The sequence below is a fragment of the Microvirga yunnanensis genome, from assembly GCF_025460875.1.
Genome location: NZ_JAMXFI010000032.1, coordinates 14,349 through 30,070, shown reverse-complemented (window position 1 = coordinate 30,070; position 15,722 = coordinate 14,349). Strand labels below are relative to the sequence as shown.

Here is a 15,722-nt window from a genome sequence, read left to right as displayed (position 1 = left end):
CTTGGCGGCTCAAGGGTGACATACTTTTAGCCCGGTCCTGAGGACATCATATGTGTGCATCGTTATGGAGGGCCACATGACCGAACGAGAGTTGACGTTCATTGAGAGGTTGGAACAAGAACGCCAATTTTGGGGCGCGCACCCCTCTATTCAATGTGAGCTCAATCAGATTTGGATTGGCGCTGCGCAAGGGTTGCCGTGAATGCAATCGTTGTCACCCAGTACGCAGGGTCACGCGAGAGACTATAGAACTCGTCGAGAGTTGCCTGGGATATCCCGCCGGCATCGTCAACTTAACGGCTTGAGATTAGTCTGCTCGCCTGGAGCGTCAGATCAGAGACCAGGGGCGGCGCCCGTTACCTCGGACCAGACTCTGAAGGCGTGAGCTCGGGACCTGCGGTGATCGGCGGCGTTGGTGTTGGCGCGGCGTCGGAAGAGATTTGCCACCTGATCGTGGACTGAGAGGAAGCGTTGGGCCTGACCAGCTGATTTGAAGCACTTCATGATCCGCTCGCGTCGTCGGGTGGGTTGGTGACTGTTTTCTGCCCGGTTGTTCAAGCCTTTATGCTGCCGATGCTCCACGCCAGGCATGACAACCCTCTTCGCGGCGGCATAGCTGGCCAGTTTATCCGTGATCATCACGCGCGGTGCCATGCCCTGCTTCTTGAGCAGCTTTCGCAGCAGACGCTTGGCCGCTTTGGCATTGCGACGGCTCTGAACCAAGATGTCGAGTACGGCTCCATGCTGGTCGACCGCTCGCCAGAGCCAGTGCTTTCGGCCTGCAATGCTGATGGCAACCTCGTCTAAATGCCATTTGTCTCCCGGCGCCGGAAGACGCCTGCGGATCTGCTTGGCAAAATCCTGACCGAACTTCATCGCCCACTGCCGCACCGTCTCGTGGCTGACCTCGATGCCGCGGGCCGTCAGCATCTCCTCTACCATTCGCAGACTGAGAGGAAATCGAAAGTACAGCCAGACGGCATGGCTGATCACTTCAGCCGGAAAGCGGTGACGGGCATAGCGGGGGTGATGGATCGAGTGCATCCGTCCTATATGGCTCCATCGGGTCACCCGCCGGTTAACCTGACGGTGCCGCCCTGAGGCCCGGTAGCTCTGGTTCTCGAACGTCCGGTCTGTGATCCGGCCCTGCTTATGGGCAAAGATGGCCTGAGCCATGGAATTGCGGGCCTCGCCCTTGTTGAGGCCGACATGGCAGCGCCGCCGCAGGTCCGGACTCTCCAGCCAGTCGAGCGTGAACAGGCTCCGCTCGATCCTTCCGATTTCCTGGAGGGCGAGGTCCACCCGGTTCCGGCGCTTGTAAGCACTCAGCTTCTTCAGCATCACAGAGGGAGCAACGGTGCCAGCCTTGAGGGAGGCCGCCAGATGCAGCACCTCGTCCCAGCCTTGACTCACCACGTCGGCGCGGATCGGGCGGCCCATCAATGGCTGGAGACTGCTCGGCACCTCCAGGCCCGCCATGGTGGCCAGCCGCCGATCCTTCAGATCCCGCAGGCGGGGCACAAACCGGAAGCCGAGCAGATGGCACAGGCCAAAGACGTGGTCGGTGGCGCCGCCCGTGTCGGTGTAGTGCTCCTGGATCGACAAACTGGTTCCGTGGTGCAGCAGGCAATCCAGAACATGCGGCGCCTCGCTCGTGGTGGCCGAGATCACCTTGGTGTGGAAAGGGCCGTATTGATCCGACAGGTGGGTGTAGAACTTTACGCCAGGATCCGAGCCATACTTCGCATTGACCTCGCCGGCTCCGGCACTCCTGCGCCCGGTACGGAAGAATTGCCCGTCTGAGGAGGATGTGCTCCCGTCGCCCCAGAGGGCTGCCAGCGGGAGACGTTGATGCGCATTGACGATGGCCCCGAGCGCTGCCTTGTAGGTTTCCTCCCGCAGGTACCAGGAGTGCACCCAAGTGAGTTGAGCCTTGGTCACGCCCTGAGAGGCATCCGCCATCCTCTCGATGCCGAGATTGGTCGCATCGGCCAGCACCGCCGCCAGAACAGCCGTCACATCATCGACTGGTCTGCCGTCACGTAGATCTGTGAAGCGATGCGCAAAGCCAGTCGCCTGTGCAACTTCGTTCAGCAACTCGGTAATGCGGATAGTCGGCATCAGCAGGTCGAGATCGCGATCAAGCCGATCCGCTTCTGGAGGCGTGAGGGCCCGCAGTGGGGTCACATGCAGTTCCTCGCCACGCAGGGAGACGCCCGGGACGGCGTTCTTGCTCAGCGTCCGGGCGAACCGCTTCAGCCGCCACTCAAGAAGCTGGCTTCGCTCCGCCAAATACGCGTCCGCATCATCCGGGGCTTTCAAGGTGGCGATCGCTGACGGGGCAGAGGCCGGAGGCAGCAGATAGGTATCGAAGCGCTGGTAGTTGCGTGTGCCCTCAACCCAGATGTCGCCGGAGCGCTGGCGATCCCGCAGCACGGCGAACATGGCCGTCTCATACAGCCGCCGGTCCGGCTGCCCAGACTCCATGATTAGCTGCTGCCACGTCTTTGGAAGGAATGACATCGGAGGCTTCTGGGGCAAGTCCCGACGACGGGAGCGAAGACTGTCCCGGACCACGTTGAGCGCCGCAAGAACAGGGTTGAGCCGGCTGGTGCTCCGGAAGGTGAAGGCTTCCAGAAAGGGCAGGGCAAAGCGGCGTACCGTCATGAACTTCGCGGCCGCCATGACCAGGGTGTCACCATCAGCGAGTTGGGCCAGCTCCTCAACCTGCGGCTGGAGTTTGATCAACCGGCTCCAACCGATCTCCTCATCAATGATCTCGAACGGGTCACCCCGTGTAGCGCGGGCCGTGCTCAGGGCCGTAATGGTAGAGTGGAACAGGCGCATCAGGCGGCTGACTTCACGACCTGTGGTCTGATAGGCGCGCTCCTGGCGTCGGCGGGCACGGGTGAAGAGGCCGCCCACCAGCCGATCAAACATCGCGATGGCAGCATCGGCCAGTTTAGCCTCGAGTTCGATGATCTGCGCCACGAGCGTCGCCCGACGCCGGCGCACGCCATATTCGTCGAGCAGGAAGGCTGGAGCAACAGATCCCTCGCGCACGAACTGCTGGAACCGTCATTCGTGGACCCGGTCTACGATCTCGGGGCTGATGTGGAGGGACCGAACGTAGGACAGTCTCTCGAGAAGCGCCGTCATGTTGGAGGAATTAGGTGCTTCGGCGATATCACGTAGCCAGGCGAGGGGAGTGCGCCTGAACGTGGCGTCATTCACCAGCACGGCATCGATCGCCTTGAGCTGATCCTTTGTCAAAGGAGCAAGAAGCGCCTCGGCAGCACGCTTGCGGGCCAGGGCTCTGCCGGCACGGGCAAGCCGCTCAAGCCTGTTGGGCGCTGGCAGAATGATCCGATGAGCGCGCAACCGGTCAAGAACACCCTGAACAATCTCTACCCCATTGTCCGTCGTCCAGGCTGCTTCCGCCGGAACACTCAGCATGAGCGGCCAGTCCTCCTGCATTGCGGGCCGCAAGTTCAGACGCGCCATCAATTCGGCGGCATGATCGAGCCGGGTTTGTGGCCGCCGGCTGTAGTCCTCGAAGACGTAAGGTGAGACCTGAAGCTGACCCGCCAGGAAGGTGAGCATCTCTCGCGGAGGAGCCTCGTTGAGGCGCAGCCCAAACCCAGGATACCGCAGAAGACAGAGTTGCACCGCAAATCCGAGCTGGTTGCGGGCACCGCGCGCTTGCGCAACACCAGATCAAGGTCGTCTTGGCTGAGGGTATAGTGCTTGATGATCAGATGTTCCTGCCGAGGGACACCGAACACGAGTTGGCGTTCATCGTCAGTCAGCAAGCCACGTTGTGCCATTGTACGCCCCTACATGGCCCCGGCTTGATGATTGGAAGGAGGCCGGGGTCCTGGACGGGATTATCGGATTGACGGGAGCGGCGTGCCGAATCCCGTTTGGCTGCTGTCCACAGAGTGAGCGGGGAGGGCGGCGGCCACCCCTGTCCATATCTTCTATGTTCCCGCTTTGTCCGGTTTACCGAGGATTATTGCACAAACCTTGCGCGCTCCCCCTTCACGGACGATTGCGGGCTATGAGGCCATGGCGATGATCCGCAAGGAACAGGTTGTCCGCGCACCAGCGAGTGACATGGGCGCTCAGCGCGACTTCATTGCCGCGCTCTTCGGCACGGCCGCTTGACCTGAGGTCCATTCCGGCTCGCGCGCGACCTATGTCCAGGGTTGCAACGGAACCCTGTCGGGTACGGTGCTCAAGAACCGAGATGCCGTCTGAACCATCCCGTGCAGAGACCCGGATGGTGACATGGGTGTTGAGGAACCAGAGGTCTCGATGATCAGCGGCATCATCCATGCCTGTGCTCTCCCTAGCAGCACAATCGCCAACAAGCGTACCGGTGCTGCGATGCTGTACAAGGGAAATTCTGGGATCAGCCGGTGCGCTGTTTCCGGTACGAGTTCTTCACTGCGATCTTCCCGTCCTGGAACGTGAAGACATCGCAGCCCTGGACTTCTACGAGCGCCATCTGGCCCAGTTGCGCGATCAAGCGGGCAAAGCGACCCAGCCGCTCCAACCAGCGTGCTGCGCTTGGATTAACCCAGGTCTCTTCCACGTTCGAGATAAGTTTGTCCAACCTCATTCGGGAAGACCCGCTTTCCGAAGCCCGTCCGCATAAGCCGGAAGCTTACCAAGAGCAGGAACGACCTGGATGATCTGCGAGATCGTTATGGACGGGTAGGCAGCGCAAAGCTTGGAAGCCGCCCGCCTTGCATCCTCGATCCGTCCTGCATTGGCGTAGGCTGCTGTCAGGAAGCGATACACCCAAACCGCGCTGGGCTTCTCGGCCAGACCTTTTTCGATCCATCTGACCGCTTCCTCATAGTCGGCCCGAACGAAATGAGCCCCGGCGATCCCAAACAACGTGTTGTAGTGCATTGGGTCTAGCGGACTCAGCCGGATCGCGCGCTCGAAATGCTCAATGGCTCGCTCTGGTCGGGATTTGTAGACATTGAGATATCCGCTCCGCGACCAAGCCCACGCGGAGTTTGGGTCTAGAGCCAGAGCCTTCTCAACAGCGGAAAGACCCAGATCAAACTGGCCGAGAAGCGAGTATGCGGTCGCGAGCGCGGTGAGGATAAGAGGATCATTGTTGTCCAGGGATGCGGCCTCCTGAGCCAACCGGAACGCTTTTTCCCGGTCCTCATCCGGCGTTGCCGTCCGGGTGTAGACTACGTCTTGAGCATGACCCCACGCGGCAAGTGCCTTCGGTAGGGCATATGTGGGGTCAAGGCGTATTGCTTCACGTGCGAACCTGAGCCCCTCTGTAATCTCGTCTGGCTCCTGTGACCAGAGTGCCGGAAAGGCTCGCATCACGTAGTCGTAGGCATCGAGATTATCTGGGCGCTTTCGCTTGGCCCGTTCGATCTCGGACAAGGTAATCCTGGGCTCAACTGCTCCAACAACAGCCTCTGTGACTCGATCCTGGAGGTCGAAAATATCCGAGACCTCGCCATCATACCGGTCACTCCACACGTGGATTCCGGCTGCGGCGTCGATAAGTTGAGCCATAATCCGCAGGCGTTGGCCTGACCGCCTGATACTTCCCTCCAAAATGTATCGGACGCCAAGTTCTCGTCCCACTTGGCGTGGATCGACGGCCTTGCCCTTGTAAGTAAAGGTGGAACTACGGGAGATGACAAAAAAGGAGCGCACACGGGATAGAGCGGCGAGAATTTCCTCCACGATACCATCGGCCAAATAGTCCTGGTCCGGGTCTCCACTCATATTCGTGAAGGGGAGGACGGCAATCGACGGTTTATCCGGAAGGGGGAGAGCCTTCGCTGACGCTGCTGCTGGTGTCGAGCCTGAGACAGGCGAAGGTGAAGTCGTGACACGGTAGACGCGAACCGGCCCGTCGATGTTCTTCATTTCCTGCGGACCGAGATCATCGAAGCCGAGGGTTGGTGATCGGCGAACATACGGGTAGGTGGCGTCAGAGATGTAGACGCTTCCGGGTTCAGCATGACTCTCCAACCGCGCCGCAACATTTACTCCGTCCCCAAGCAGATCACCGCCTCGGACCATAACATCGCCGACATGCACCCCAATTCGAAACTGAAGATGACGATCCTTCGGTGTGTCTTGTGCCATCTGGGCAATGGCCTCCTGCACAGCTACAGCACATTGGACGGCATCAACGGCGCTGGGGAATTCGGCCAGGACACTGTCGCCTGCGGTATTAGCGATCCGGCCTCCATGTTCTGAAATCAGGCGATCCATGATCTCGCGACGAGCGGTCAGGCTGCGGAGCGTTCCAGCCTCATCCCGGCTCATCAGGCGCGAATAGCCCGCTACGTCAGCCGCGAAAATGGCTACCAGCCGCCGCTCGACCTTATGCTCCTGCCGATCCATGGGACCCTCGGTGCCGCTTCAGGTGGGATTGTGATGCGGGTAGGGCACAGTGTCCAGCTTGGGTTGGGATCGAAGTATCAAGCTCAGCTTGGAACTTCAGGAGGGGACCGGTCGCGAGGGAGATTGGCGGGCCTTGTACATGGAAAATCCCACAGATTTGCAATTGCCAAGGCAAGTCGGTTGAGAGACCCTGGCAGTATGGACCGGTCTTCAGGCAGTTTGCCCGTTCGCGGCCTTCGAGGAGAGATCAGAAATGCCCCTCCAGACCCGCCTGACCGACGCATTTGGAATCGAACACCCAATTCTGCTCGCTCCTATGGACCTTGTTGCGTCCGGAAAACTCGCTGCTGCCGTCAGCCACGCGGGTGGGCTTGGCCTGATCGGTGGCGGTTACGGCAATGCCGAATGGTTGGAGCAGGAGTTCGCGGCGGCAGGCAACGCCAAGGTCGGCTGTGGGTTCATCACTTGGAGCTTGGCCAAAAAGCCTGACCTGCTCGACGTGGCGCTCCAGCACCAGCCTGCGGCGGTGATGCTCTCGTTTGGTGACCCAGGGTCGTTCGCGCACAAGATCAAGGAGGCCGGGGCGAAGCTCATTTGTCAGGTTCAATCCCTTGCCCAAGCGAGGGAGGCTGCCACCGCAGGAGCCGACATTCTTGTGGCCCAAGGCACCGAGGCCGGTGGGCACGGGGCGACCCGCACGACCTTGACCCTGGTCCCCGAGATCATTGACGCCTTCCCGCATCTCCCAGTGGTTGCCTCGGGCGGCATTGCCGATGGTCGCGGGCTGGCCGCCGTCTTGATGCTCGGAGCCGATGGGGTACTGATGGGCACCCGCTTCTATGCCTCGCAAGAGGCGCAAGGTCATCCAGAGGCCAAACAGCGGATCATTGATGCCTCGGGCGATGATACCCTGCGCAGCATTGTGTTCGATATCTCCCGGCGCAATCTCTGGCCTCAGCCCTACACGGGCCGGGTGATCCGCAATGCTCATGCAGAGCGGTGGTATGGGCATGAGGCCGAACTGCTTGAGCACCAGGAGGAAGAGGTGCAGCGTTACGCCGAGGCGAGAGAGCGCGGCGACTTCGACGTAGCGGCGGTCATTGCTGGGGAGGCGGTCGGCCTGATCCATGACGCACCGTCTGCCGCCGAGATCGTGGACCGGACCATCCTGGAGGCCGAAGCCCGGATCGCGCGAGGAACACGCTTGATCGTAAGCTGATGCTAAAGGATGACCCATAACGTCACTCCAGGTTTGAACAGCGTAAGCAGGCGCGGGAGGGAGACGCGCAAGCTGTACTCTCCTGGCGGACTGGCCTTGCGTACAGTTCGCGCAGGTCTCAGACGGGGCCTCGCCTGTATCCTTCGGTGAGGTTGTTTGGGTAGGGAGGCGGCTACAGACTACCCTGACACCTGACGCCTGAAGGATTGACGATTATGGTTCGCTTATTCATGCGGTTAGTGTGTGCCGTCATAACGCTGCTCCCGGCAGAGGGGCATGCTAACCATGACAGCCTGCCCGACCCGCCACCGGAGCACACAAGTCAGAAGCTGATTATGCTGTCCCACCCGGACCGAACGGCAGTCACGGTATCAGGCTTGTCTTCTGGAGGGTTCTTCGCGCATCAGTTTCATATCGCCTTCTCCAATCTCATCAAAGGCGCAGGTATAATCGCAGGTGGCCCGTATGGTTGTGTCGAGAACATCCCGAACCCTTGGACACCCTTCTGGTCAATGCCCCTGGATCGGGTATCGGCGGCAGTGGTAGCCTGCACCCACTACTATGGAGAACGCTACTACGGCCTTCGGCCTTCGCCACCAAGAGCCGAGGATTCCCTCAGGATTATCAGAGAGGCTGCGAACCAGGGTCTGATCGACAATCCGTCTGATCTCGCGGGCAGCCGCGTCTGGCTGTTCCATGGCAAGAGCGATGCCCTTATCCCACTCCAGGTGATGGAGACACTCAGACGACTCTATAACGCCCTCGGAGTTCGCGGGCCGAACCTCCAGTTCGACCAAAATCAAACTGGGTCTGCGGCCAATCACGGCATACCGGTCAACACGTTTGCCGGTGAGAGCAAGTTCCCGGTACGGAATTGCGGCCAGCACGCTTCACCGTTTGTAATCCAGTGCGGTTATGAAGCGGCTGAGATGCTCTTACGCCATCTCTACCCAGACGGCTTCAAGCCCGCCTCCGATGATCCTCATCGAGACGGAACGCTAGTCGCCTTCGATCAATCGGAGTTCTTCGACACAGCCGATGCGAGCGTTAGCCTCCACGGTGTCGGCTACCTGTACGTCCCAAACTCCTGTTCCGTCGAACAATGCCGTGTTCATGTAGCTTTTCACGGCTGTAACCAGAACGTGGACAGCGTCTATGACGACTTCATCCGGGATGCAGGCTATGATCGATGGGCAGCCAGCAACAACATTGTTGTGCTGTATCCCCAGACAAAGACCTCGGCGGCAAACCCGAACCGCTGCTGGGATTTCTGGGGCTACAGCGGATCAAACTATTATACCCGCAATGGACCGCAGATGCGAGCGATCAAGGCTATGATTGACCGTCTAATCGGCCAATCTCCGCAATGATGAGATCGCTAATGGAAGCTTAAACAGTTCGATGCGAAAGGTTAATTCAGGCGCGGGCGGTTACGAGAGGGGTCGAACCGGAGAGCATCACACTCGTACCCCAGCCTTTCGCAAACCATCGAATAAGAGTTCCCGCTTCTCGGGATTGCGGTAGCATGTCCGGTTCAAGTGGGTTCGCATCGCTTCCCAGCGGGTGGATTGCAACACACGTCCGACTTCTGCCGCCTCGGCCAGTCGCCCCATCTGTGCCAGCGCTGCGGTCAAATAGCGAAGCGAGATGGGATGATTGGGGTTCATCTCCAGGGCTCGCCGCGTGAACTGCTCCGACTCTTTGAAGCGGCTCCCCATGAAATGCACCGCCCCGATTGCGTTCAGCGTAATATAACCACGCGGGTCCAGTGGGTTGAGCCGCCGTGCCTTCTCCAAGCAAACAAGGGCGCGCTCGCACTCGTCGGTGTAGATCAGCACCCACCCGCAATTCGTCAGCACATACGATGAGTTGGGCTGAAGATACAGGGCGCGCTCGCAGAAGGTGACGGCTCGCTCCAGAACGCCTGAGAGCGAGGCCAAGGACCACGCAGCAACGGCGAGCACCCGCGCATTGTCCGGATCGCACTGAACCGCTTGGAGAGCCGCCTCCCGGCTCCGGGCCGCGTCTGCATCCCAGTCCTCGGTCCAACCTCCCACCATCAGACGGCCTCGACAATCAGCAAGGGCACCCCAGGCTTCCGCATAGCCGGGATCACGTTCGACGGCTTGCCGCAGCAGCGCCTCGGCGCGGCGAAAGCCGTGCTCGGTGAAGGCGTAGAACTCGGGCAGGGCGCGAAGATAGAGGTCATACGCCTCCAGGTTATTGGTCGCTTTGGCTCTGGCCCGGTCGATCTCAGCCGCTTGCAAGCTGGGCTCGATGGCCGACACCGCGCTCTCGGTGATCTCGTCCTGTAAAGCAAAGATGTCTATCAGGTCGCGGTCGAAGCGACCAGCCCAGATATCTGCGCCTGTGACAGCCTCGACCAATTGGGCCGTGATCCGCACCCGATTGCCCGCCTTGCGGACGGAGCCCTCCAGCACGTAGCGAACGCCAAGCTGGCGACTGACCTGCTTGATATCCACGGCCCTACCTTTCAGCGTGAAGACCGAGTTGCGAGCGATGACGAACAGCCACCGGCAGCGGGAGAGAGCCGCGATCAGGTCCTCCGTGATCCCATCCGCGAAATACTCCTGCTCCGGGTCGCCGCTCAGGTTTGTAAAGGGCAGGACGGCAATGAACGGCTTATTGGGAACAGAAAACTTTGGTCCAGGCGTCCGAAGAGAAGTGGTTCCACGGAGTGCGTAGACCCGTACTGGACGGGCGATGTTCTTGAGATTCTGCTCTCCCCTGTCCTCAAACGAAAGATCGAGCTTGCCTTGAAGCTCGTCGTAGACCTTGCCCGAGATACAGATGCCGCCAGGGTCAGCGATGCTCTCCAAGCGAGTGGCCACATTCACACTGTCGCCGAGAATGTCACCATCTCCGCCGACGAGAACATCTCCCAGGTTGATGCCAATTCGGAGTTGCACATCAGGGTATTCATGCTGGTGGTCGGCAATGGCGGTTTGCGTCTCCGCTGCGCATAGAACAGCTTCGACCGGACTGGCGAACTCCAGGAGTGCCCCGTCGCCCATTGTCTTTACGATGCGTCCTTGATGCCGCGCGGCGGCGGGTTCAATCATCTCGGAGAAGATGGTGCGGATTGCCGAGAGTGCGCTGGCCTCGTCCGCCTCCATCAGCCCGGACGCACCCACCACGTCAGCCGCCAGGATGGCTGCCAGTCGCCTCTCGACCTTGCGCTCCTGCCGATCCATGGGACCCTCGGTGCCGTTGCAGAGTGATTTTGCTGTAGGGCAGGGTGGCGTGTCTAGCCTACATCGGGGCTGGTTCTCTTCGCAGCTAAGCTTCGAGGTGTCGTGTAGGAGGAGCGGAGCGAGGCCCCTCGGCGCACCTGTCGCAGGGCGCTCCTATGGGGTGTATAGTGCGCTCCAGGTCGCCCAATTATCTCGAATTATAGCCAAGCTTGCCTGTTCAGGATAGATTCAAGCCGAATGGGCATAGGCTTATCGGATGACCAAGCAGGCAAACGCCAAACCGCTGATCCTCCTTCTGGAGGACGAGGTGCTTATTGCCCTCACTCTTCAGGACGAGTTGCAGGACGCAGGCTTCGCGGTCGCTGGTCCCTTCACAACCTGTGCTGCTGCTCTGGGGTGGCTTGGAGCAGCAACACCTTCCATGGCTATTCTGGATGCAGCCCTGAAGGATGGACCCTGTCGGGAGATCGCTCTGGAGCTTAGCCGTCGCGAGGTGCCGTTCCTGATCTACTCAGGACACCAGGAGAATGGGCAGCTTCTGGCCGAGTTCCAGCATATCACCTGGATCGAAAAGCCGGTCCCGTCTGTTGTTCTGGTCCAAGCCTGTCAGAAGCTTCTCGTCGGCTGCGTCTAAATTGCCATGGGAAATCAGCCGCTTCGCTCGAACTAACATAGGTTATACGCGTTCCCACGGGTGATCTCAGCGGTACCTGACACGTGTTGAACGACAAATTGCTCCCAGCTTGGACGGAACGTGACCGGCTCGCAGTCCTGCGCAGCTACCGGGTTCTCGATACGCCGCCTGAACCAGCCTTCGACGATTTGGTGCAGCTTGCTGTCCGTGCCTGTTGGACGCCCATGGCTCTGATCAGCCTGATCGACGAGCGCAGGCAGTGGTTCAAGGCCGAGGTGGGACTGGGCGTGCGTGAGACGCCGCTCGACCGCTCCATCTGTCTCACGGCCATGCTTCAGCCGGGGCTAACCATCGTCCCTGACCTGACCGAGGACCCTCGGTTTGCACGCAATCCCCTGGTCGCAGGGGAGCCGCATCTGCGCTTCTACGCTGGAGCGGTGCTGCGAACACCTGACGGAGTGCCGTTAGGTGCGCTGTGCGTCCTTGACTTTGTTCCGCGCCGCCTGACCGAGGATCAGGTTGATACCCTACAACTGCTCGCGCGGCAGGTGATGTCGCACCTGGAGCACCGCCGCGCCATTGCCGAGCGCGATGAGAAGCTGGAGGCCAGCCACCAGATCGAGCAGCGGCAATCCTTGCTGGTCCGTGAGCTTCACCACCGGGTGAAGAACACCCTGGCCACCGTCCAGGCGCTGGTTGGAGCCACAGGCCGGTCCGCCGGCAGCTTTGACGCGTTCTATCGCTCGTTCTCGAACCGGATCACTTCGTTGGCGAAAACCCACAATCTGCTGACGGAGGATTATTGGCAGACAGCACCCCTGCGGGAGATTGCCCTCACTGAGTTGAAGCCCTTCGCCGAGAGCAGGCAGCCCCGCTTCATGCTGCTGGGACCACCTGTTGACCTTGCGGCTGATCTGGCGGTTCCGGTCGGCATGGCGTTGCATGAACTGACCACCAATGCCGTTCGGTATGGGGCGCTTTCCGTCTCGGAAGGATATGTCGAACTCCGCTGGAACGTCACCGAAGACCACGGTGTCAGAAAGCTCCATCTGGAATGGAACGAGTGCGGAGGACCTCCGGTGAATCAGCCGCAGCATCAAGGCTTTGGCTCGACGCTGCTCCAACGGGTTCTTCCGATGCAGTGCAATGCTGAGGTAGAGGTCCAGTATGAAACTCAGGGATTGCGGTTTCGGATGGATGCGCCGCTGATCGATCAGCGGCTGGTCCCAGCATATTAGCAGTCTGCCAGCGGGATGAGTCGCAGTCCGCAGGGTGATTTGCACCATTGGCCCCTGATTGCCCGCTTCTGACTTGGATCGGCGTATCATGGCGTTGCTGCCCTTCCGGTGAATCCAGATTTGTCACGGCCAAGGTCAACGTAAGTAAATGTGAGCCTTGCTGTTTTCCCTATAGACTTGAGCCATGAGCACAGTACCTGTTGTACGGCCCTGCTGCCTTGTCGTTGAGGATCAGGTCCTGATCGCCATGTCCGTCGAGGCGTATCTTGAGGATGAAGGCTTCGAGGTCGAGACGGTCACCTCAGCGTCTCAAGCCCAAGCATGGCTGGAGCAGGCCCACACCCCCGCTTACGCCGTTGTCGATTTCATGCTCCAGTATTGGCCTGCTACGGCGCTCGCAGAAGAGCTTCGCCGACGCGGCATCCCGTTTGTTGTGTATTCGGGCCACACTCGGGCGCTGGGCATCCCGTCCGATCTTACGAAGGTGCCATGGCTTGAAAAGCCGACGACGCGCGATGACCTGTTGCGGGCGCTCTTCAACCTGCGAAGCCTGACGACAACTAAATCATCTTCCTGCTCGTCCGTGCAAAACGGCTGATCGCTATCGAAGCTTTCACAGCGGATGACACGCTCTCTTCTTCCTGCTGCTCATCGCTATGCCGATCATGCGTACCGGCACGTCAGGCAATGCGCCGAGGAGGCCAGAGTGCCAATGAGGAAGGTGGCCGCACACGGGCGATAGCTTGGCCTTTTCGCTGCGTTCGAGCAGAAAACTTCTTCCATTCTAACGCAGGTAAATGTGCTCTGCAGCGCAGGTGATACGCTTCTAATACATGGGCATGACCTACCAACGTGTTCGCGTTGACACCGGCAGCGCCGATGAAGACGGCCTGCTCGTGCTGCGCGACAACAAGCTCGTTGCGGTCCTCGTCCAAGTATCCACTGAGATTGGCGACCCTGAGCTTCGCAATCAGTGGTTTCTGGAGGCAGGCTTCGGGCCATGTCTGGGGCGACGGCAGGGGCATGGCGTGTTTGGCAGCCTCGCGGCGGCAGCGGCTTGGATACAACAGGCTGTTTCCGAGGCTGACGCAAGACAACGCGCCTGGGTTCAGCGTCAAGCCGAGCTTCGGGCGCGACGGAGGCCGAGATCGGTCGGAGGGCGCGTGATGTCATCTTCTCCCCTCGATAGCAAGACGATCCTCTTGGTGGAGGACGAGCCGCTAGTGCGGATGTTCATGGTCGATCTGCTCCAGGAGGAGGGCTACCGGGTTCTGGAGGCCGCCCATGCTGATGAGGCTCTGACGTTGCTGGGTGCCCGTCCCGATGTACTGGCCGTGGTGACGGATGTGAACATGCCAGGGATGACCGGCTTTGAGTTGGCGCGTGCGATCCATGAGAAGAATCCGATGATGAGCGTTGTCATCATGTCGGCTGTGACAGGACCAGGGGAGGAAGGCTTACCCAGCAATGCCGTCTTCCTGGCCAAGCCGACCATGCCTGCGATGATCGTCGATACGGTCAATCGGGCGGTGATCGGCACGCTCAATGCCCGAACCAGCCTGTTCGGTTCAGAAGCAGCCTCACCGGAAAACTGCGACGCGAGCGAGGGTGCAACCATTGATCCATTTGATCCACTCTCCGGGAAGAGCCGCCACCGCTGATCAGGCGTGACTATGGCAGCCCGAGTGCTGCTACGGCATAGGGCTGCGAGGCTCCTGCCCCTGCGACCCGTCAAACCAGGAAGCTCGCCGCAGGTCCCTGCCGCTATCGCTCGCGTTGGTTGGCGTTGAGACCGTCGCCCTCATGCTCCAAGTGCAAGTAGTTGGAGTTGAACAGCGCAGCCTGCTGCAAGGCATTCAGGTCGAGAATGGAGAGATGCTTACCCTTGAGTTCGAGCAGACGATCCCGCCGCAGGTCCTGGAGCGTCCGATTAACGTGAACCACACTGAGTCCGAGCGTGTCGCCCAACTCGCTTTGCGTGACGGGCAGGATGCAGGAGTTGCCGTTGGTCAGCCCCACGGCGCGGAGCCGGAAGAACAACTCGCAGAGAAGGTGCGCCGTGCGCTCATAGGCGCTGCGCTGGCCCACGTTGACCACCCATTCGCGCAAGGTCGCCTCGTCCACCAGAGTGGACCACCACAGCGCCTGGGTGATGCGCGGATGCTGCGCCATCAGGTCGAGGATGATGTCGCGCGGAATGGTGGCAACCGTGGCCGGTGAGAGGGTTGCGATGGAGTGATCCATCTGGCGCAGGATGAACACGTTGATGTCGCACATGTCTCCTGGCACGAAGTAGGCCATGATCTGCCGCCGCCCGTCCTGAAGTTGTTTGTAACGGCAGCCCCATCCCTCGATCAGCAGCTTGACCGCTTCTGGGCGGTCGCCTTCGCTGATAATGTCTTCACGGGGGCGATAGGCCCTGACCTGACCGGCTGCTTTGTCCAGTGCCTGCCGGTCGTCCTCAGAGAGGTGAGTGAAGTTCTCCAGCTTGCGGATGACCGGGTTCAGCATAGCGGCATCCTCCGCATTGTTGATTATACCACACGACGGACTACGGTTGCCCAGCCGAATAAGCGGATCGCAAGGTCCTCAATCGGACTGGTTCGAGCGCGACGCGTTCAGCAACTCCTGAGAGCGACGGATGCCCTCCCGCGCCATCCTAACCTGCTCGTCGAGAGCGGCAGCCAACCGCCGAGTCCGGTCGGCGAGTGCCTTGGCGGTGCGAGCTTGATGGGGCAGCTTTTGCCGCGCTGTGCGCTGCTTGGTGCTGTCGAGGACTTCCGAGAAGGGAAGCGTCTGGATTACTTGCCCGCAGCAGTCCGCAATCTCGAACGTGTTGCGGGTTGGGTCTTCCCGCTGTCTCAGCAGGTCAGGCCACATCTCCAGGGCCGTCTGGAATGCCTCCAGATAGGCGGTCTCCACGTCAGGAAGCTCAAGCCCGATCTCGTAAGGCTTGAGACCCTGCGCCATCCTGAGATGAAAGTAAAAGCGAGGCATAGCCTTATTCGCCCTGTCGGCTC

12 protein-coding genes and 3 pseudogenes are annotated in these 15,722 nt (G+C 60.2%); 7 read left to right on the top strand and 8 right to left on the bottom strand.

The window, feature by feature from the left end; translation table 11 throughout:
* Positions 1-333: 333 nt before the first annotated feature.
* The 3 genes and pseudogenes from NF876_RS43845 to NF876_RS17130 form a co-directional block, all read right to left on the bottom strand.
* A complete protein-coding gene (locus NF876_RS43845) occupies positions 334-1,044 on the bottom strand; it encodes an IS6 family transposase (RefSeq protein WP_444939748.1) in 711 nt (236 codons plus the stop codon).
* Positions 1,045-3,063, bottom strand: a pseudogene (locus NF876_RS17135) (Tn3 family transposase); the annotation flags it as partial.
* A gap of 15 nt (positions 3,064-3,078) precedes the next feature.
* Positions 3,079-3,696: pseudogene (locus tag NF876_RS17130) on the bottom strand (DUF4158 domain-containing protein); the annotation flags it as partial.
* Between the two features lie 336 nt (positions 3,697-4,032).
* Here NF876_RS17130 and NF876_RS43840 point away from each other — a divergent pair.
* Positions 4,033-4,167, top strand: a pseudogene (locus tag NF876_RS43840) (IS6 family transposase); the annotation flags it as partial.
* A gap of 247 nt (positions 4,168-4,414) precedes the next feature.
* Here the strand turns inward: NF876_RS43840 and NF876_RS17120 are convergent.
* Both NF876_RS17120 and NF876_RS17115 read right to left on the bottom strand, forming a co-directional pair.
* Positions 4,415-4,618: a hypothetical protein gene (locus tag NF876_RS17120; protein WP_262269991.1), complete on the bottom strand. Its 204-nt coding sequence runs from the start codon at positions 4,616-4,618 to the stop codon at positions 4,415-4,417.
* Between the two features lie 2 nt (positions 4,619-4,620).
* The gene (locus NF876_RS17115) at positions 4,621-6,396 is read right to left on the bottom strand and encodes an adenylate/guanylate cyclase domain-containing protein (protein ID WP_262269990.1); all 1,776 of its coding nucleotides are present in this window, start codon (positions 6,394-6,396) and stop codon (positions 4,621-4,623) included.
* A 253-nt stretch (positions 6,397-6,649) separates the two neighbouring features.
* On the opposite strand from NF876_RS17115, the gene NF876_RS17110 reads away from it, so the two are divergent.
* Positions 6,650-7,615, top strand: a complete 966-nt coding sequence (locus tag NF876_RS17110; RefSeq protein WP_262269989.1) for an NAD(P)H-dependent flavin oxidoreductase — start codon at positions 6,650-6,652, stop codon at positions 7,613-7,615.
* A gap of 215 nt (positions 7,616-7,830) precedes the next feature.
* Positions 7,831-8,985, top strand: a complete 1,155-nt coding sequence (locus NF876_RS17105) for an extracellular catalytic domain type 2 short-chain-length polyhydroxyalkanoate depolymerase (RefSeq protein WP_262269988.1) — start codon at positions 7,831-7,833, stop codon at positions 8,983-8,985.
* A gap of 87 nt (positions 8,986-9,072) precedes the next feature.
* On the opposite strand, the gene NF876_RS17100 is transcribed toward NF876_RS17105, so the two are convergent.
* Positions 9,073-10,830 (bottom strand): adenylate/guanylate cyclase domain-containing protein, encoded by a 1,758-nt coding sequence (locus NF876_RS17100; RefSeq protein ID WP_262269987.1) that lies wholly within the window; start codon positions 10,828-10,830, stop codon positions 9,073-9,075.
* 256 nt (positions 10,831-11,086) lie between these two features.
* Here NF876_RS17100 and NF876_RS17095 point away from each other — a divergent pair, with 256 nt between their 5' ends.
* From NF876_RS17095 to NF876_RS17080, 4 genes are all read left to right on the top strand, one after another.
* Entirely contained in the window at positions 11,087-11,464 is a 378-nt protein-coding gene (locus NF876_RS17095; protein WP_262269986.1) for a response regulator, read from the top strand.
* Positions 11,465-11,547: 83 nt separating this feature from the next.
* On the top strand, positions 11,548-12,702 hold the full coding sequence (locus tag NF876_RS17090; RefSeq protein WP_262269985.1) for a sensor histidine kinase: 1,155 nt from the start codon (positions 11,548-11,550) through the stop codon (positions 12,700-12,702).
* A gap of 184 nt (positions 12,703-12,886) precedes the next feature.
* On the top strand, positions 12,887-13,300 hold the full coding sequence (locus NF876_RS17085; RefSeq protein ID WP_262269984.1) for a response regulator: 414 nt from the start codon (positions 12,887-12,889) through the stop codon (positions 13,298-13,300).
* 235 nt (positions 13,301-13,535) lie between these two features.
* Positions 13,536-14,363 (top strand): response regulator, encoded by an 828-nt coding sequence (locus NF876_RS17080; RefSeq protein WP_262269983.1) that lies wholly within the window; start codon positions 13,536-13,538, stop codon positions 14,361-14,363.
* A gap of 103 nt (positions 14,364-14,466) precedes the next feature.
* Here NF876_RS17080 and NF876_RS17075 read toward each other — a convergent pair whose 3' ends face one another.
* Both NF876_RS17075 and NF876_RS17070 read right to left on the bottom strand, forming a co-directional pair.
* Positions 14,467-15,213 carry a Crp/Fnr family transcriptional regulator gene (locus NF876_RS17075; protein ID WP_262269982.1) on the bottom strand — a complete coding sequence of 249 codons (747 nt, stop codon included), beginning with the start codon at positions 15,211-15,213 and terminating at the stop codon, positions 14,467-14,469.
* Positions 15,214-15,291: 78 nt separating this feature from the next.
* Entirely contained in the window at positions 15,292-15,699 is a 408-nt protein-coding gene (locus NF876_RS17070) for a DUF6894 family protein (protein ID WP_262269981.1), read from the bottom strand.
* Positions 15,700-15,722: the final 23 nt, after the last annotated feature.

What these genes read in the sequence shown, in the direction of transcription:
- NF876_RS17115 (WP_262269990.1), bottom strand. Translation starts at nt 6,396, where the DNA reads ATGGATCGGCAGGAGCATAAGGTCGAGCGGCGGCTGGTAGCCATTTTC.
- NF876_RS17085 (WP_262269984.1), top strand. Translation starts at nt 12,887, where the DNA reads ATGAGCACAGTACCTGTTGTACGGCCCTGCTGCCTTGTCGTTGAGGAT.
- NF876_RS43845 (WP_444939748.1), bottom strand. Translation starts at nt 1,044, where the DNA reads ATGCACTCGATCCATCACCCCCGCTATGCCCGTCACCGCTTTCCGGCT.
- NF876_RS17105 (WP_262269988.1), top strand. Translation starts at nt 7,831, where the DNA reads ATGGTTCGCTTATTCATGCGGTTAGTGTGTGCCGTCATAACGCTGCTC.
- NF876_RS17080 (WP_262269983.1), top strand. Translation starts at nt 13,536, where the DNA reads ATGGGCATGACCTACCAACGTGTTCGCGTTGACACCGGCAGCGCCGAT.
- NF876_RS17095 (WP_262269986.1), top strand. Translation starts at nt 11,087, where the DNA reads ATGACCAAGCAGGCAAACGCCAAACCGCTGATCCTCCTTCTGGAGGAC.
- NF876_RS17070 (WP_262269981.1), bottom strand. Translation starts at nt 15,699, where the DNA reads ATGCCTCGCTTTTACTTTCATCTCAGGATGGCGCAGGGTCTCAAGCCT.
- NF876_RS17075 (WP_262269982.1), bottom strand. Translation starts at nt 15,213, where the DNA reads ATGCTGAACCCGGTCATCCGCAAGCTGGAGAACTTCACTCACCTCTCT.
- NF876_RS17100 (WP_262269987.1), bottom strand. Translation starts at nt 10,830, where the DNA reads ATGGATCGGCAGGAGCGCAAGGTCGAGAGGCGACTGGCAGCCATCCTG.
- NF876_RS17110 (WP_262269989.1), top strand. Translation starts at nt 6,650, where the DNA reads ATGCCCCTCCAGACCCGCCTGACCGACGCATTTGGAATCGAACACCCA.